This window comes from Bacillus sp. FCW2, assembly GCF_021228595.1.
GTDB lineage: Bacteria > Bacillota > Bacilli > Bacillales > Bacillaceae > Bacillus > Bacillus velezensis.
This window is the reverse complement of sequence record NZ_CP089436.1, coordinates 1,068,050-1,083,640: the sequence shown is the minus strand read 5'-3', so window position 1 is coordinate 1,083,640 and position 15,591 is coordinate 1,068,050. Positions and strand designations below refer to the sequence as shown.

Genomic DNA, 15,591 nt, shown 5'->3' with positions numbered 1-15,591 from the left:
AATGTTAGTTTGTTCTTCATACATACTAATAATAAAAATAAAACCTAGTTGAAACTTTACAAGACAACCTGAATTGACTATAGTCTAATTAGACTAAAATATTGATGTAAAGAAGTGAAAAATTAGATGATAAAGTCTTTTTTAATGTTGGGGCAGTCGAATATGGCGGGCCGTGGATTTTTGAATGAAGCAGACCCTATCTATAATGAAAAAATAAAAATGCTGCGCAATGGACAGTGGCAGATGATGACAGAGCCGATTAATTACGACCGTCCGGTTTCCGGCGTTGGCCTGGCGGCATCTTTTGCAGATGCATGGTCGAAAGCTCATCCCGATGAAGAAATTGGCTTGATCCCGTGTGCGGAAGGCGGCAGTTCATTGAATGACTGGCATCCGGAAGGCATCCTTTTTCAGCATGCTTTGTCCGAAGCCCGCTTCGCCCTCCAGTCCAGTCAAATTTGCGGAATCCTTTGGCACCAAGGTGAGAGTGACAGTTATCGTTCGCTGCATGAAACTTATTACGAGAAATTAACTCTTATCATCGAGACGCTAAGAAACGAGTTGAAACTTGATGAGGTACCGTTGATTATTGGAGGGCTTGGTGACTTTCTTGGGAAGACCGATTTTGGACAGCACGCGACTGAATTTCGACAGGTTAATGAACAATTGCTGCGTTTTGCTAATGAACAACAGAATTGTTATTTTGTTACTGCGGCAGGTTTGACTGCGAATCCTGATGGCATTCATTTAGACGCAGCTTCACAACGCAAATTCGGTTACCGCTATTTCGAGGCTTTTTCGAAAAAGCACCATATCCTGAAACCCATTTCGGGAGAGGAGCAATCACTGAAAGTGCATGGTGACTATTCTAAAACAGAACAGATTTACCTTCATAGTATGGATTTGGCTTCGGGTGAAATCACGTACGCGGAATTTGAGGCGCGGATGGCGAAGGTGATGAAACCATGATTCCCTTACTTATCCTTGGCTTGCTCATCCAAAACCCCGGAGCTCACGGCTATGAACTTCTGGCTTTAATGGAAAAACGTCATTACAAATACATTGTTAACTTCACGAAAGGTTCATTTTATTACAATCTGCAGCAACTTGAAGAAAAGTGTTTGATTGAACAGATTCAGCAGAAACCCTCAACCAGCGGGCGTGAAATCCGCAACTTTAAAGTCACAGATTCAGGAAGGGCAGAATTCGAAAAATTAATGATCAAATACGGCACCAAATCGGAATATGTGAACCTGCAATTTTATGGGGCGTTACTCTTTGCCGATGAATTCGACAAAAATAAATTACTGGATCTGATCCAATCACAAATCGATCAGACTAAAACTCGAATCGAGCTTCTTGATGAATACCTGTCCATCACTCAAGAAATTCCCGGCACAATCAATTACTTTCGCCGCATGAATGAAAATTCCCGTTCACATCACTTGGTTAATTTAGAGTGGTTCGAAAAATTGAAAGCAGAAATAGAGTGAACTATTGCATAATAAAAAAATGCAATGTTACATATATCAGAATATTAGTTACCTACATATAAAACCTGTGTCGCAGATATCTAGTAACACCATTGATACAGGTTTTATACTCCTTCTTTAATTAAACCAGTATAGGGTTGTCAACACTTGCCCCAAACAAGAGCAAGTGAATCTGCTGCGTGTTCTTCTTTTTCAATCCGTATGAATAACCGCTTTTTTTACACCTATTTAGTATTCAAGTAAGGCAACTGATTTTTCTCCTTCGTCCGCTAAACTGCTGCTTTCGTCGAATAAGTAAAAGTGATCTCCCTTAAAGAGGAATCACTTCCTCTTTCTTTTCAATAGAGAAAGTTTTGTTAAAGGTAATTGATAAAACAATGATAACTTCTTTCATCTTATGAAACCCAAGCAGTTATTAGGTGTTTTCTTTATCTGTACAAATACAGGTGAATAACTTAATTTATTACATATAAGTTATCCTGCAAAACTGTGCACGAAATGTCGGGTAGATACATTTCGCTCCTGTTATTCTTTTGTTAAAGGAGGTCAAATAAATGGATTCGCTTAAAAGGATGAACAGCGCATTAACGTATATTGAAGAAAACCTCACGAACGATATTGATTTCAAAGAAGCAGCAAGGCTTGCTTTCTGCTCTGAATATCATTTTAAAAGGATGTTTTCCTTCCTTACAGGTATTTCATTATCGGAATATATTCGCCGCAGACGTCTTACTCTTGCAGCTTTTGAACTTAAAGACAGCAGCGTAAAGGTGATTGATCTTGCAATAAAATACGGTTATCACTCACCAGATTCTTTTGCACGAGCATTTCAAAATTTGCATGGCATAAAACCATCAGAAGCTAAACATAATGGCCATTCACTTAAAGCTTATCCGCGAATGACCTTCCAGTTATCAATCAAAGGAGGAAATGAAATGAACTATCGCATTGAAGAAAAAGAGGCATTTCGCATCGTCGGCATTAAAAAAAGAGTCCCTATTTTGTTTAAAGGCGTGAATCCTGACATTGCATCGATGTGGGAAAGTTTAGATGAAGCAGCAATCAATCAACTAAAAGAGCTTTCTAATGTAGCGCCTGTAGGACTCATTAGTGCATCCACGAACTTTTCTGAAGGCCGGACAGAGGAAACAGGAGAGCTTGATCACTATATTGGCGCAGCCACAACGAAACATTGCCCAAATCACCTATCACAGCTTGAAGTCCCTGCCTCAACATGGGCTGTATTCGAAGCAGCCGGATCATTTCCGGATGCACTGCAGGAAGTATGGGGGCGGATTTATTCCGAATGGTTTCCATCGTCACATTATGAACAAATTGAAGGCCCAGAAATCCTATGGAACGAGCATAAAGATGTAACATCGCCATCTTTTAAAAGTGAAATTTGGATCCCCATTTCAAAAAAGTAATATATCTTATAATGAAATTAGAGGAATTGAAGGTTTTAAGGGAGGGGTCTCATTCCCTCCTCTTTTTGCACCGACTCGAAAACTTTAATGAGCATCGACTATAAAGTCTGAGTTCTTTTCCATAATTCCGCATGTTTTTTTACGATATTTATAAATTCAGCCATCGCTAAGGAATGCCATCTTTTTTTATGATAAGCCATCTGCGTTAAAATACGTGTTTCATTCAAAATCAATCCACTTAATTTGTTTTCTTTCAACTCTTTTTGTACAGTGATCAACGGTAATAACGAAATTCCTAATCCGCACATCACACACTGCTTAATTGCCTCAACACTCCAGAATTCAAAGGTATTCTCCGAAACCGGTCCTTGGTGTTTCATATACTCTTCAAAGTAAGTACGGTAGCTGCACCCATATTCTGTATATAAAATCACTTCATCAGGTGAAAAATAAAATTCATCAAATGGAATATTTTTCAATTGATGATGTTCAGGGAATATCAAGATCATTGGTTCAGTTATCAATTTTTCTATATATAAATCAGCTTCCTCTTGTTCGTACTCCAAAAGAAACGCTAAATCCACCTTCCCATTTCGGAGATCATTTTTTAATTCCCAGCATGTCGATGATTTTAATGTTATTTTCACTTTAGGAAAGAGCTTTTTGAATTCGTGAATAATTGGAGGTAAACGGTAAACCGTTAAAGATTCCGGAGCACCAATAACGAGAGTCCCCATCGGTTCATCGTTTGATTGTATTTGTTTTACTTTTTCAGATATCCTGATCATTTCGTTTGCATAAGGAAACAAAAGTTCCCCCGCTTCAGTTAACAGCATTTTCTTCCCAAAACGATTAAATAACGGTTTTCCTATTTCTTGCTCAATATCTTTAATATGTGAAGTTATAGTCGATTGAGCATAACCCAAATATTCGGCTGCCTTTGTAAATCCTCCCTTTTCCACAATTGTTATAAATGTTTTTAAGTGCCGTATTTCCATCATGTCTCCCCCTTTGAACATCACTAATTCCGATGGAACAGTTCATATATATCTATTTTACCGATGAAAGGAAACAAATTACAATTGGAATATGATCGTAAAACACGTTTAGGAAAGGATGGAATGGAAAGTGAGAGAAAGAAAACTCGGCCCCGTACTTTTAAGCGGATTAATTGTTGGTCCTATTTTAGGATCGGGAATTATATTGCTTCCACCAATCATTTATGGTAAGACTGGAGATTATGCCATATTAGCATGGTTTATGATGATGATCATTAGTTTTCTATTTGCTTCATTGTTTGGAAAATTGAGTGTTTTATTTCCGAATGAATCTGGTGTTGCGCATACAGTCGAACTTGCATTTGGACAACATATAAAACAATTAACTTCTGTATTTTTTATTATTGCGGGCAGTGTGGGGCCAGTTGCCGTTCTCATGACAGCCAGTCAATACCTAAAGGCTTTGTTCAAAAGTAATGGTTGGCCGCTAGAGACATATGGAATCATTCTGATGATGATTTGTTTATTCGTTCTATTATTGAATATCTCTTCTGTAGGAAAAGTGTCATTTATGTTCTCCACAATTGCCACAGCAATATTGTTAAGTGGCGGAATTAGTTCAATTCCCTTTATGAGGGATAAAGCTTTTATTAAAACACCATTTCATCTTGATGATTTTGGTAATAGTATTCTATTACTTTTTTGGGCTCTAGTTGGTTGGGAAATTATAGGTAATTATAGTTTGGATGTCAAAAACAGAAAAAGAACGATTCCCCAAGCAATAGTAATAAGCTCAGTGGTCATCACAACGGTTTGTATTGTTGTAGCTGCTTCTTATCAATGGATTGATTTACATCACACACACACATTAACGATTATTTTAATTCCATTGCTTGGAACGTTTGCTTCACCGACAATGGCTTTCATCACAACAATATTATGTATGAGCACATATTTATTGGTTACTGGCGGAGTATCACGTCTAATAGCCTCAGAGAATAAAAAAACAACCTTGATTTCTTTCCGCTCCAAAACAAACATACCAATTGGAGCCATAGGCTTATTAACATTAATTCATACAATCGTTTTTATTCTTTTATTTATAAACTTCATTAATGTTGAACAAATTGTCGGCATAGCAAATGCTTTCTTTATTAGTAATGCGATTTGCGGTATTTTGTCTGCATATAAACTGCTACCTGGTAAGTTTTCAAAGAGTTTATCATTAATGCTTATTATCAGCTTTTTAATTATCCTTTCTTTCTCATCAATATGGGTTTTATTAATGCTTGCCCTTATAACTGCTTTTTATTTGATCCGACACTTTATTTGGATGCGTCAATTAAAGAAACCCGCTACTAATTCTCAAGACAAATTACGATTTTAAGAATTTCTCACCCAAGCTTGGATGTATAAACAAAAACGGGAGATTTTACAGTTCGTATAGGACATAGTTATTTCTTTTACAATGATTACTTACGGACACCTTCCGCTCATTTACATCATTTTATATTCATTTTGACCAGAAAAAGGGCACTGTTTTCAGTCTGTCCAAGTAAAAAAGGAAGGGTTCTTCCCTTCCTTTAGCCCCAACTTGATCCCCTGCCATTTTGAAACCAACATTTGAAGCACTGTCTGCATCAACAAAGTGAGTAAAAGGTAAGATGCTACTTGATCCATACTGTCTGTCAATGAAATTCGACTAATCATTATTTATTAAGAATTTTAATCTCTTCCTTGTAAAATAAAGAAGCAATCTCATTTCCAGACAGTTCATGTCATGTCCTTGGGACAAGTACCGATATCAATTTTTTTATTCTGTTCCAGCTCTCATTCACAATTAGGGACATTTTAGTGGCGTATCGGTATAAAGTGAACTAATTTATTAATGTTCAACAACAGAATTTCGTCTATTGACAATAAAGAATGCACAAATCATTGCAAGAATGGCCATCGCCCACCAGAACGTTGAGATCGCCTGATCATGATCGATGATAATCAAACGAATGACAGCCGTGATGCCAATATAAATAAAGTAGCGAAGCGGGAAATGAAAGTCTGATTTGAAGTATTTGATAATCAAAGCAATGAACTCAAAGTACATGAAGAATATAAGCAGTTCCCCAAGCATCTCATAATAGCTGTCCACTTTGTTGAACAGTGACTTGTATACGAATTGCACGATGTACCATGTCTCGCTGATCAGAAGTCCGCTTAAGGCTATCGCCAGGAAGAACAGACAGACATTGAGAAGCGCTTGTAACAGGTAAGGCGCCTTTTTAAAATTGTTGGAAAATCTCATCTTGTTGTCTCCTATTACAATATTTTCGTCGTTTTGATTCGCAGCCTACATCTTTCTGTTCCAAAATCGCAGCACGATGCAGTACTTGGAATTCTTTTGTATACTGTGAAACTGCCCCTGCATGCGGGACATCATTCGCGCAATGCTTCTTTCACCGAGTCCGTTGCTGTCCGGTGTTACATCCGCAAGTTTAATCGTATTGCTAACATGAATCTCAAATATTTCTTGATCCGATATAAACGTGATGCTGATTTCTTCTTCCGGATCTGCGTATTTAAATAAGTTTGACAACACATTATCAAATACACGCCCAAGCTCCTCCAAATTCACGTTAATATAGGTTTCCGGCAGCTCGCCTGAAATATGGACCCGGAAATGCTCCTGATGAAGGATAGCAATCTGATCTGATATTAGATCGTAGATCACTTCTTTCACTGCAACGGTCTCCAGATCGGCCTCATATTCCTTGTCCAGCAGGAAATACGCAAACAGATTGTCAGACAAGCTTTTTAATTGCAGTGCTTTACCATAAGCATTGGCTACATACCGATCTTTGCTGGAACCCGCTTCGCCTCCCTCTTTTTTGGCAAACTCCAGATTCATGATCAGCGACGTCAGCGGTGTGCGCATATCGTGCGACATTTCGGTAACCAGGCTGCGGCTCTCAGCTTGCAATTCCTCGATAGCTTTAAGTTTATCCAGGAAAGCTTTCCGCAGATCCTCAATGCTCTTTGCAATCATCGCTAATTCATCATGCCCTTTTATCGTCATCTCGTAGTCCAGCTGGCCCCCTTCAAGAATATGAATCTCTTGGTGAAGCGTTTTAAGGTAGCGAAGACTTTGGCGAATGCCCAAGAGAACAATGATTAAAAAGATGAGGGTTGCACCGAGCAAATCCAAAGTAAAGGCCAGATCATAATATCGGGAAGAGTAGAAACCGTCGATAATGACTCGTCCTTCACCATCGCTGAACTTGACCGGATGTGAATGATTTTGAGCATACTGAGTCAGCTTTTCCTTTCCATAATCCGATTCAGAATAAACGGAATCATATTGCAGCTCCTGATCCTTGAATATGGTGAGGTTAATATAATTTTCTTTTTTGACCCACTCGCCAAACGCTTTTCTATCCGATGTAGACAACTCATTTTCTGAAACGTACTGACTGAATTTTTGAATGTATCTCGCTGACTCCTTGTGGTAATACTCATCCGAACTCAGGTATCCCTCGATCAGATCATCTGTGATCTTTTGCAACGTCAGAAAGATCACACCGCTCACAATCGCAGCAACCATGATCAGCAAAGCCAGTTTTTTGGTTAGCGTAAATTTACGATGTGCCAAATCGATATCCTCTTCCCCATTCAGTTTTTATATAAACCGGACGTGCCGGATCATCCTCAATTTTGGAGCGCAGCTTCCGAATATGCACCATCACCGTATTGTTGGAACAGTAAAAGTAAGGCTGTCCCCACACACTCTCATATATATTTTGAGCAGAAAATATTTTGTTGCGTTTGCTCATCAGCAGTTTCAGGATACGATATTCCAGATCTGACAGCTTGATTTGCTGCTCCTCTTTCCAAACCTCATTAAATTCTTCGCTCACTCTCAGTTTGCCCCCGATAAGAAATGTTTCTTCCTGTTCCTTCTTTTCCTGATAGATTGTATATCTGCGTAATTGAGCAATCACTCTGGCGTGAAGTTCCTCTTCCGAGAAGGGTTTAGTCATATAATCATCGCCGCCGGCGAGTAATCCCTCAGTTTTATCGAGTGTACTCGATCTGGCCGTCAGAAACAGAATTGGAACGTTAGAGGTTTTCCTGATGTGCTGACAGGTTTCGATTCCCGAAATGCCTGGCATCATAATATCCAAAATAACCAAATCGAGCGAATCATTCACAAGTTGCAATGCTCGCTGCCCATCCTTGGCTCTTAGCACCTCGTATCCTGCACGCGTAAGGGATTCCTCCAAAAGATCACCAATATCATGATCATCCTCTACGACTAATATTCGATGGGTCATGCCTCTTTCACCTCATGATTCTTGATGTTATTTCTCGTGTGACCTTACTATATATCATTCATAAGTAACACGTACGTTATAAGATACTACGTAAATCTTAACAGTTTATGAAAGCTGATGTTCGCCACAAATTTGTCACATTTTCTAAAAAAATGATGAACCTTCATAAATTGTTAAGATTCTGTCTTTATATTTATCCATTGTAAGGCTCAAGTTTTTCAGATCCGCACTGCACATTGCAATGATAAATGGAAAAGGAGTATTGATATGATTGTACAAAACGAAGGACGCGGGCAACCGGTAAGTCTGCGGGAACGGGTTCATTTTCTGGACATCGTACGTGGATTTGCCTTGCTTGGCATTATTATTGTCAACTATTTCCTGATCGCAGATTCAGTAAAGGGATTCGAAATGGCCTCCGATGACGTACTGCACAATCTGGTTTCCTGGTTTGCCGAAGGGAAATTCGTTACATTATTCTCCTTCTTGTTCGGAGTTGGGTTTATGATCTTTATGGATCGAGCCGCGCAGAAGGTAGATAGTCCCAACAAGCTGTTTGCCCGTAGGTTATCTATCCTGTTGGGATTTGGCATTTTGCACATCACATTTGTTTGGGTCGGTGACATATTGACCTTTTACGCCGTAAGCGGCTTCCTGTTACTCGCCTTCTATAAACGCACGGCCAAAACGGTGCTTAGATGGATTATCGCACTTATCGTGTTTCAATTCCTGACTCCTGTTTTCACAATGTTGTACAATGTCATCAATACTGCTGGGTCAAAAAACCCGAATTTTTCAGAGTTTACTTTGTTTAGCCACACAACCCTTACTTACATGGAATCCATCAGCACTCGGTGGACAGATATGGTCACGATGGCGGCTGGCTCTTTCTCTATGATCTATTCCATGTTTCTCATGTTTCTGCTGGGCGTGTACTTTGTTAAGATGGAATTTTTCAAAGACATGGAAGCGAAAAAGTTCATATGGAAGCGTATCTGGATCATTAGCACAATCGCTTTTCTAATAACACAAAGCAGTATATTACTAGACATGTTTAATCTTTCTGAGAATATGCTGTGGAAGGACATTTCCTCTGTCTTGGGTCAAAATGGCGGCTTAACCGGAAGTATGTTTTATATGAGCACTTTTGCAATGCTGTTTCTGTACGTTCCTCAGCTGCGAGGCCCTATGATGATATTCACCAAAGTCGGACGGATGTCATTGACCTGTTATCTGCTTCACTCTATCATTGGAACAGTTCTGTTCCTCCGGTACGGATTCGGGCTTGCGGATCATATTCAATCCGCCGGCACGTTCATGTTCAGTCTGGCCGTGTACTTCGTGCTTATGAGCTTTAGTACATTGTGGTTGAAACGGTTTAGGTACGGTCCGATGGAATTAGTATGGCGCAAGCTGACGTACGGCAAAGTAAACGGGAATCCCAAAGCAACTCCGCTGCATTCGGAAAAATCTATTCAGAAATAACCCCCTTGCACAGATTGCATGACTTCAAATTAGTTGTTGAGAAGCGGGCATTAAACGGACAGATTTGATATATATACTAGTTATTTTTATATCATTTAGGCTTCTTTGGGCTAATAAATTCACCAGAGTTTACTCAATGTGCATTGCTCATGACCGAATCTAAATTGAATCTTTTACGCATGTTCATAGGCAAAGGCGCCACATTCGACTATTTTTGCAACTTTTCGCAGGAAAAGTTTGAGAATGATGGCAAATCCCGCGTACCACACTTAATACGGCAGGAACGATAGTAAATAAGGGTTACATGCAGCTTGTTTTCCAAGGAAACAAAGAAAAAGACATCATACAAAAAGACAGGAGAAAGCTTTTGAAGTATTTTAACGCCAAATTTACCGCGGAAGAAAAAGCGGCAGAGCAGCTGGAATGTTTTACTGAACGACTGAACTCGTTATTTCAGCAACTGAAGGAGTGAGCAATCATGAAAACAAAAAAGGAACCAAAAGTTATTCTGGAACCAGCAAAGGAATCTGATCTGCCAGAATTCAAAAAAAAATTACAAGAAGCCTTTGCGATCGCCGTGATTGAAACGTTCGGTGATTGCGAAGGCGGACCGATTCCATCGGACAATGATGTTCAAGAGTCTTTCGACGCTCCCGGAGCAGTCGTATATCATATTCTTCGGGATGGTAAGAAGGTCGGTGGTGCAGTAGTACGTATCAACAGCGAAACACATCATAATTCGCTAGATTTATTCTATGTATCTCCAGAATATCACAGCCAGGGGATTGGTCTTTCTGCTTGGAAAGCCATAGAAGAACAGTATCCGGATACTGTGCTTTGGGAAACCGTGACACCTTATTTTGAAAAGCGAAATATCAACTTCTATGTGAATAAGTGCGGATTCCATATCGTAGAGTTCTACAATGAACATCACTCTGATCCGCATATGCATCGCAATGGACGCGAAGATGACAAGCCCCTGCCGGATGATGATGACTTTTTCAGATTTGTAAAGATTATGAAAAAAAAGGACTAAACAATCGAACACTGCGATATGCCGCAGAAAGTTGCCGGTAACTTTTTTAAAGATATTTGTTTGGATCAAAAAAATTCTAAGTTAACCAATAATTCCCCATGTTTACAGAGTTGATTAATAAACGATACGAGGGATAAACGGATAAAGCCTTCTCCTTCTTTTTGAGGAGAAAGTATTAAAAGGCGGAAAGCCCTTCTCGTTATGAGAGGGCTTTAATTCGGTGTAAAAATGGAATGGATAATAAAAATAAACAAAGAAATAATTAATTAGGTGTGAACGATTTATACGAATTTTAGAGAAATACTCCAACGGAGAACTTAACGAAGAACAAATCACTTCTCTATTGTAAGATGCTGCCGAAAATAAATCACTTCACAACAGAGAAACTGAAAGCGGTATAAAAAAACAGCTCCGTTAAAATGGCCGGAACCGTCTTTGACTTTTGGATTTTGCAGTTATCTCCATCGTTAGTTTAATTAGAATTCAGATAATCCAAGACACGATCAACTCTTTCATTGACTGAGTAGTCTCCTTCAATTTTTAACAATGGACAAGATAAATCTGCCATCCAATGTTCGTGTAAAGCTTTGCTTCTAACTTCCATTCCGGCATTATCATATAAAGAAGCCCACTCTAAAAATGTTTTTGATTGTTCATATTTACTGCCGCCGGCTAACACTTCGTTTCCATAACGCTGAAATTCCCTATGCCTTAATCTCTCAAGCCGTATATCCTGCGGAATCCATAAGAAGATGGCAAGGTCAAAATAACTTTTTAGATCATCGCCCCAGCCGCACACTGCGCCAGAAAGAATCCATTTCTCATTTATTGTCAAGTCTTTTTCAAGCAACTTTCTTCTTTCAGGAATTTCTCTTTTCTTAGTGAATTTATCTGTCCAATAGTAATCATCAGTATCAAGATGCGTATGAGGCAAATGCTTTGATAATGCAACACTCAATGTTGAAGTTCCGACTCCGGAGGCTCCCAGTATGTGAATATTTTTTTTCATAGTTCCCTCTCCTTATAAAGCAACGAAACTCCCTGTCCGCTGCACAAGGTTCTTACTATTATTTTAATATAAATCCCCAAAAACCTTTACTTTGCCAGGGGAATCCAGATGCGTGTTAAAACCATACTGCTTACGAACATCATGGTCATTTTCAAACAGAATGATTAACTTTCTCTCCGGCCTATTTTAATATCCTCATACACTTTCTCAAAAGTCTCGATTGGCAGTGAAAACTTGGTTGTTTTCTCGTTACGATAATTGATCACGATCTCAATTTGATTATTATTTTGTTCAAACTCAATAAGTGCATTCTCCCATTTATCTCTGATTGAAATGATACAATTTCCATTTTTCTTTTCCTTTTTCTTATAAATGTAATTCACTTTAACTCCCCTTTCATTGATCGACAAAAGGTTTCGGAATAAGGAAGCTCCTCAAAAAAAGGATCAAAACTTTTATCAAGTTTGATCCTTTTCCCTTTTTAGTCATTTCTTTGCGAACGTTTATAGACATTCATGGTTACCAGCCAGCTCATAACAACGATTCCTGCAAAAAGAATGAGCATATTACTGTACAAATAAGCGGAATGATCAGCGTTAACAGGCAGCAGCCTTTGATTCAGCAAGCGGACCGATAATAAACCGCCTGCAATCGAAATACCCGTTCCCTCTGATAAAAAGCTTGTAAAATTAAGCAGACTCATTCCGGCGCCTGCTTCCTTTTGTTTCAAACTGCCAGACACAATTGTAGATATAACCGTTTTTGTGAAGGAGAGCCCCCCAAAAACAAAAACGATGATAACGGTCATGAGCCATGGTGTCGCATCTATAAAAAAGGCAGCGATTAAAAAGCTGGAAGACATCAATGCAATCCCAATGGTCAGCACATATAAAGAACCTTTCCGATCAACAAGCCATCCTCCAATGTAACCGAAGATGATGACGCTCATCGTCCCGGGGAACATAACCCCGCTTCCAATTGCCGCAGTACTTAAATGGTGAACATCTTTCATCATATAAGGAACCATAGACACAAATCCTGCAGCAGTGCCGAATATCAGGCCTCCGCAAAGGGCGCCCATCATAAACAAGACATTTTTCCCCAGTGCAGGGTCAACAAAGGGATCTTGAGTTTTCCTAATATGTTTCACAAATATCAGGAAAGCCAGAATACTGATGATCAGAAAAGATAGTCTATATGACGTTGTAAACAGCAGAAAAAATACGATGCCTGCAGACATTAATATAATCCCCGCGATATCAAAGCGCCCGCTGATTCTTTCTTCCTTTTCCAGCAGTTTCATCAGGAATGGAACGGTGATAACTGTTGCTGTCGGAATAAGCAGCAAATATGACCAGTGAATATAATGAGCGATCATTCCGCCAATAGCTGGTCCGGCGCCTTCCCCCATTGCCACCAGCGACCCGATCAGACCAAATGCTTTACCCCTGTTTTCTTTCGGAATATAGCGTACTACTGCAACCATCACAAGAGCCGGGAATGCGGCTGCACCAGCCCCTTGAATAAATCGGGCCAGAATGAGTACAGGAAAGAAAGAGTGTCCGACAAATCCAATGATCGACCCGAAGCCATTTACCATAATTCCAAATAGAAGCAGCTTTTTAATGCCCAGCTGATCTGATAACTTCCCATACAGAGCAGTTCCGATGGAAAAGGTTAACATAAAGGCCGTGTTCACCCAGTTTGCACTCGCTGGCAGTTTATGAAAATCGTTGGCGATATCAGGTAATGAGACGTTCAAAACCATTTCATTTAATACGCTGAAAAATGACAGAACACAAAGCCAAATGAACACTTGGTTGTGCCGTAAAGCTGACTGTGAATAAGACGTATTCACAACTTTCCCTCCATTAATGAGGGCAGACGCAGTTTATAGGGCCGTTGATACGCTTCCCTCTTTTAATTGGACCCTGTTCATTTTTTTGCACTTCATACATAACTCCCCCTGCATTGATTGATATACCTTATTATAAATCCTCAAGCCGATGTTTTGAATACTTTGCGACACACACCCGCTAAATGACGAAACATCAAATACTGTTATATTTAAAATTTACAGTACCAAAAAACCGCAATTTCATTTGCTGTTGAAAAATTAGAATAAAGCATTGTATCGACCGCTCCTATGACAAAGTTATTTTTGGCATAAAAATGACAAGCTGAAACATTAATATCTTGTGTTTCAAGCATAAGACCGCATAAATGATTCTCCTTTGCCCACTCAACCGCTTTATGTAATAAAGCCGTCCCGACACCATTTTTCCTATAATCTTTTGCAACGGCAATGTCTTCAATCAGTGCGTATCCATTCCAATTAGAACGAAGCTTACTCCGGCCGACACAGTCGTTCTCTGCGTAATAAAAAAAGACAGCTTTATCCTCTTCTTCAATATAACTGACATCAATGTCTTCATCGTCATATTTTTTGACATAAGGTTCAGCAAATTTCTCCTCTGTATATGTCCAAACATTGTCCTCAAATGAAGGGATGATTCTCCCTGGAACAACGAAAGGTTCGTTTGGTTTATTGAAGTCTTTCATATTGAATCGCGTCATTTTAGTTATCATCATAATCACCTTTCTGCATTTATTGACCTTACTTTATGTCTTTTGAACTGTTGTTTCGTCTGCATGTCATGGATACCGGTTTAATAACTCTAAGACTAAAACAAAAAAGATACCAACATCGATTGGTATCATCTATTCATTCGAGCCCTTACAACAATATCCTATTTCGGAGCTTCCAAACCGAATGTTGTCCATTCCTCTTTTGCCGGTCCGTAAATACCCGGAACAGGTAAACCTGCTTGTCTCATAAGGACAGTCATTTGTCCTCGATGATGGTTTTGATGTTGAATTAAAAATAGCAAAAGTGAACCATTTGGCAATTGCTGACCAATAAAGTTGACACATTCTTGAAGTGTATCGTCAGTCCATTGCGTTTTTAACGCCTGTACAAATGCATTACTGGCTTGATGATAACTCTCAGCAATAAACCGCGCCGATGCAGGAACAGGATAATCTTCAGCCGGAGCGTGGAACGTTAAATCTGTGTTCGAGGTAATGATGTGAATGGCCGCGACAGTATGCCATGCAATACGGCCTAAAGTCCAATGTTGTGAAGTGATTTCTTGTTTAAGTGATTCATCAGTCAGATGATTCAGCAGTTTCTGTGTCGCATCGGCTTCGAACTCCCAAGATTTCAAAAAATGGTCTAAGGTTTGAAACATAAAAATCCTCCTTATCCTTTTTTGTTTTTCTATGTATCTACAGTTCAATTATAGTGCTCCGCTTAGTTAAAAAAGAACAAAACGATAGACAGACATTTTTAACAGAAAGCCCGATCTGACAACAACAGACAAAATATAAGAACATAACGGATAACTCTATACTTCTTTTTCTTCAATCGACAAAAAAGGATAGCTGTTCAAACAGGATTCTTCTGTCTAATATTTTCGCTTTGCAAAAGTCCATATCGTCTTAGTGATTGAACCGGAGATAAAACAGCTCCCCGTCATCATAGCTACCCAAATGAAAAATGTCGGCTCGGCACCTATTACAATAAACATGAATATCAAGGACAAAATGAATACAATAACAACCATCATCCATACTTTTTTAAAGATGAAATACCCTAATATCCCTAACAGAAAAGAAGCTGCCGGAAGAAAAATGAGAATGATATACGCGGGACTCAACAGCGGGCTAATACAAACACCTCCCAATTTCAAAACGAGGCAGTTCCTGCTTTTTGTCTGATATGAAGTGATTTTTTTCATCTTGATATTACACCG

General features: G+C 39.2%; 17 protein-coding genes and 1 pseudogene. 7 read left to right on the top strand and 11 right to left on the bottom strand.

Features of this window, described 5'->3' with window-relative positions; genetic code table 11:
• Window positions 1-126 precede the first annotated feature (126 nt).
• The 3 genes from K3G25_RS05430 (at window position 127) to K3G25_RS05420 (ending at window position 2,920) form a co-directional block, all read left to right on the top strand.
• Window positions 127-969 carry a sialate O-acetylesterase gene (locus K3G25_RS05430; RefSeq protein WP_232489622.1) on the top strand — a complete coding sequence of 281 codons (843 nt, stop codon included), beginning with the start codon at window positions 127-129 and terminating at the stop codon, window positions 967-969.
• Entirely contained in the window at window positions 966-1,493 is a 528-nt protein-coding gene (locus tag K3G25_RS05425) for a PadR family transcriptional regulator (protein WP_065180886.1), read from the top strand. The genes K3G25_RS05430 and K3G25_RS05425 overlap by 4 nt, the downstream gene beginning before the upstream one ends.
• 554 nt (window positions 1,494-2,047) lie before the next feature.
• The gene (locus K3G25_RS05420; RefSeq protein ID WP_182071858.1) at window positions 2,048-2,920 is read left to right on the top strand and encodes an AraC family transcriptional regulator; all 873 of its coding nucleotides are present in this window, start codon (window positions 2,048-2,050) and stop codon (window positions 2,918-2,920) included.
• 98 nt (window positions 2,921-3,018) lie between these two features.
• Here the strand turns inward: K3G25_RS05420 and K3G25_RS05415 are convergent, their stop codons facing one another.
• A complete protein-coding gene (locus K3G25_RS05415) occupies window positions 3,019-3,918 on the bottom strand; it encodes a LysR family transcriptional regulator (protein ID WP_167408952.1) in 900 nt (299 codons plus the stop codon).
• Window positions 3,919-4,048: 130 nt separating this feature from the next.
• Between K3G25_RS05415 and K3G25_RS05410 the strand changes: the two genes are divergently transcribed.
• A complete protein-coding gene (locus K3G25_RS05410) occupies window positions 4,049-5,305 on the top strand; it encodes an APC family permease (RefSeq protein WP_232489621.1) in 1,257 nt (418 codons plus the stop codon).
• Between the two features lie 498 nt (window positions 5,306-5,803).
• Here the strand turns inward: K3G25_RS05410 and psiE are convergent, their stop codons facing one another.
• Genes psiE through yrkP form a run of 3 tightly spaced genes read right to left on the bottom strand, consistent with a single transcriptional unit; the run spans window position 5,804 to window position 8,246 of the window.
• Window positions 5,804-6,220, bottom strand: coding sequence for a phosphate-starvation-inducible protein PsiE (psiE, locus tag K3G25_RS05405; RefSeq protein WP_012118039.1), 417 nt, complete (start codon window positions 6,218-6,220; stop codon window positions 5,804-5,806).
• Window positions 6,221-6,265: 45 nt separating this feature from the next.
• Window positions 6,266-7,564, bottom strand: coding sequence for a two-component system sensor histidine kinase YrkQ (gene yrkQ, locus K3G25_RS05400; RefSeq protein ID WP_021494348.1), 1,299 nt, complete (start codon window positions 7,562-7,564; stop codon window positions 6,266-6,268).
• Complete coding sequence (gene yrkP, locus K3G25_RS05395; RefSeq protein WP_121984376.1) at window positions 7,551-8,246, bottom strand: two-component response regulator YrkP; 696 nt, start codon at window positions 8,244-8,246, stop codon at window positions 7,551-7,553. The genes yrkQ and yrkP overlap by 14 nt, the downstream gene beginning before the upstream one ends.
• Window positions 8,247-8,513: 267 nt before the next feature.
• Between yrkP and K3G25_RS05390 the strand changes: the two genes are divergently transcribed.
• The 3 genes and pseudogenes from K3G25_RS05390 to K3G25_RS05380 all read left to right on the top strand — a co-directional run bounded on the left by K3G25_RS05390 (window position 8,514) and on the right by K3G25_RS05380 (window position 10,767).
• Window positions 8,514-9,731: a DUF418 domain-containing protein gene (locus K3G25_RS05390; RefSeq protein WP_121984375.1), complete on the top strand. Its 1,218-nt coding sequence runs from the start codon at window positions 8,514-8,516 to the stop codon at window positions 9,729-9,731.
• A pseudogene (locus tag K3G25_RS05385) lies at window positions 9,650-9,894 on the top strand (hypothetical protein). The gene K3G25_RS05390 and the pseudogene K3G25_RS05385 overlap by 82 nt, the downstream one beginning before the upstream one ends.
• A 315-nt stretch (window positions 9,895-10,209) precedes the next feature.
• Window positions 10,210-10,767, top strand: coding sequence for a GNAT family N-acetyltransferase (locus K3G25_RS05380; RefSeq protein ID WP_232489620.1), 558 nt, complete (start codon window positions 10,210-10,212; stop codon window positions 10,765-10,767).
• Between the two features lie 472 nt (window positions 10,768-11,239).
• Here K3G25_RS05380 and K3G25_RS05375 read toward each other — a convergent pair whose 3' ends face one another.
• The 7 genes from K3G25_RS05375 to K3G25_RS05350 form a co-directional block, all read right to left on the bottom strand.
• Complete coding sequence (locus K3G25_RS05375) at window positions 11,240-11,776, bottom strand: ATP-binding protein (RefSeq protein WP_232489619.1); 537 nt, start codon at window positions 11,774-11,776, stop codon at window positions 11,240-11,242.
• 164 nt (window positions 11,777-11,940) lie between these two features.
• Window positions 11,941-12,159: a hypothetical protein gene (locus K3G25_RS05370; protein WP_014721544.1), complete on the bottom strand. Its 219-nt coding sequence runs from the start codon at window positions 12,157-12,159 to the stop codon at window positions 11,941-11,943.
• A 98-nt stretch (window positions 12,160-12,257) separates the two neighbouring features.
• Window positions 12,258-13,634: a Tet(L)/Tet(K)/Tet(45) family tetracycline efflux MFS transporter gene (tet, locus tag K3G25_RS05365; protein ID WP_095061043.1), complete on the bottom strand. Its 1,377-nt coding sequence runs from the start codon at window positions 13,632-13,634 to the stop codon at window positions 12,258-12,260.
• Window positions 13,635-13,667: 33 nt separating this feature from the next.
• Window positions 13,668-13,730 carry a tetracycline resistance efflux system leader peptide gene (locus K3G25_RS20860; RefSeq protein ID WP_368073677.1) on the bottom strand — a complete coding sequence of 21 codons (63 nt, stop codon included), beginning with the start codon at window positions 13,728-13,730 and terminating at the stop codon, window positions 13,668-13,670.
• Between the two features lie 113 nt (window positions 13,731-13,843).
• The gene (satA, locus tag K3G25_RS05360) at window positions 13,844-14,365 is read right to left on the bottom strand and encodes a streptothricin N-acetyltransferase SatA (RefSeq protein WP_014418444.1); all 522 of its coding nucleotides are present in this window, start codon (window positions 14,363-14,365) and stop codon (window positions 13,844-13,846) included.
• Between the two features lie 161 nt (window positions 14,366-14,526).
• Entirely contained in the window at window positions 14,527-15,027 is a 501-nt protein-coding gene (locus K3G25_RS05355) for a DinB family protein (RefSeq protein ID WP_014418445.1), read from the bottom strand.
• Between the two features lie 216 nt (window positions 15,028-15,243).
• Window positions 15,244-15,576: a DUF2651 family protein gene (locus K3G25_RS05350; RefSeq protein WP_014418446.1), complete on the bottom strand. Its 333-nt coding sequence runs from the start codon at window positions 15,574-15,576 to the stop codon at window positions 15,244-15,246.
• Window positions 15,577-15,591 lie beyond the last annotated feature (15 nt).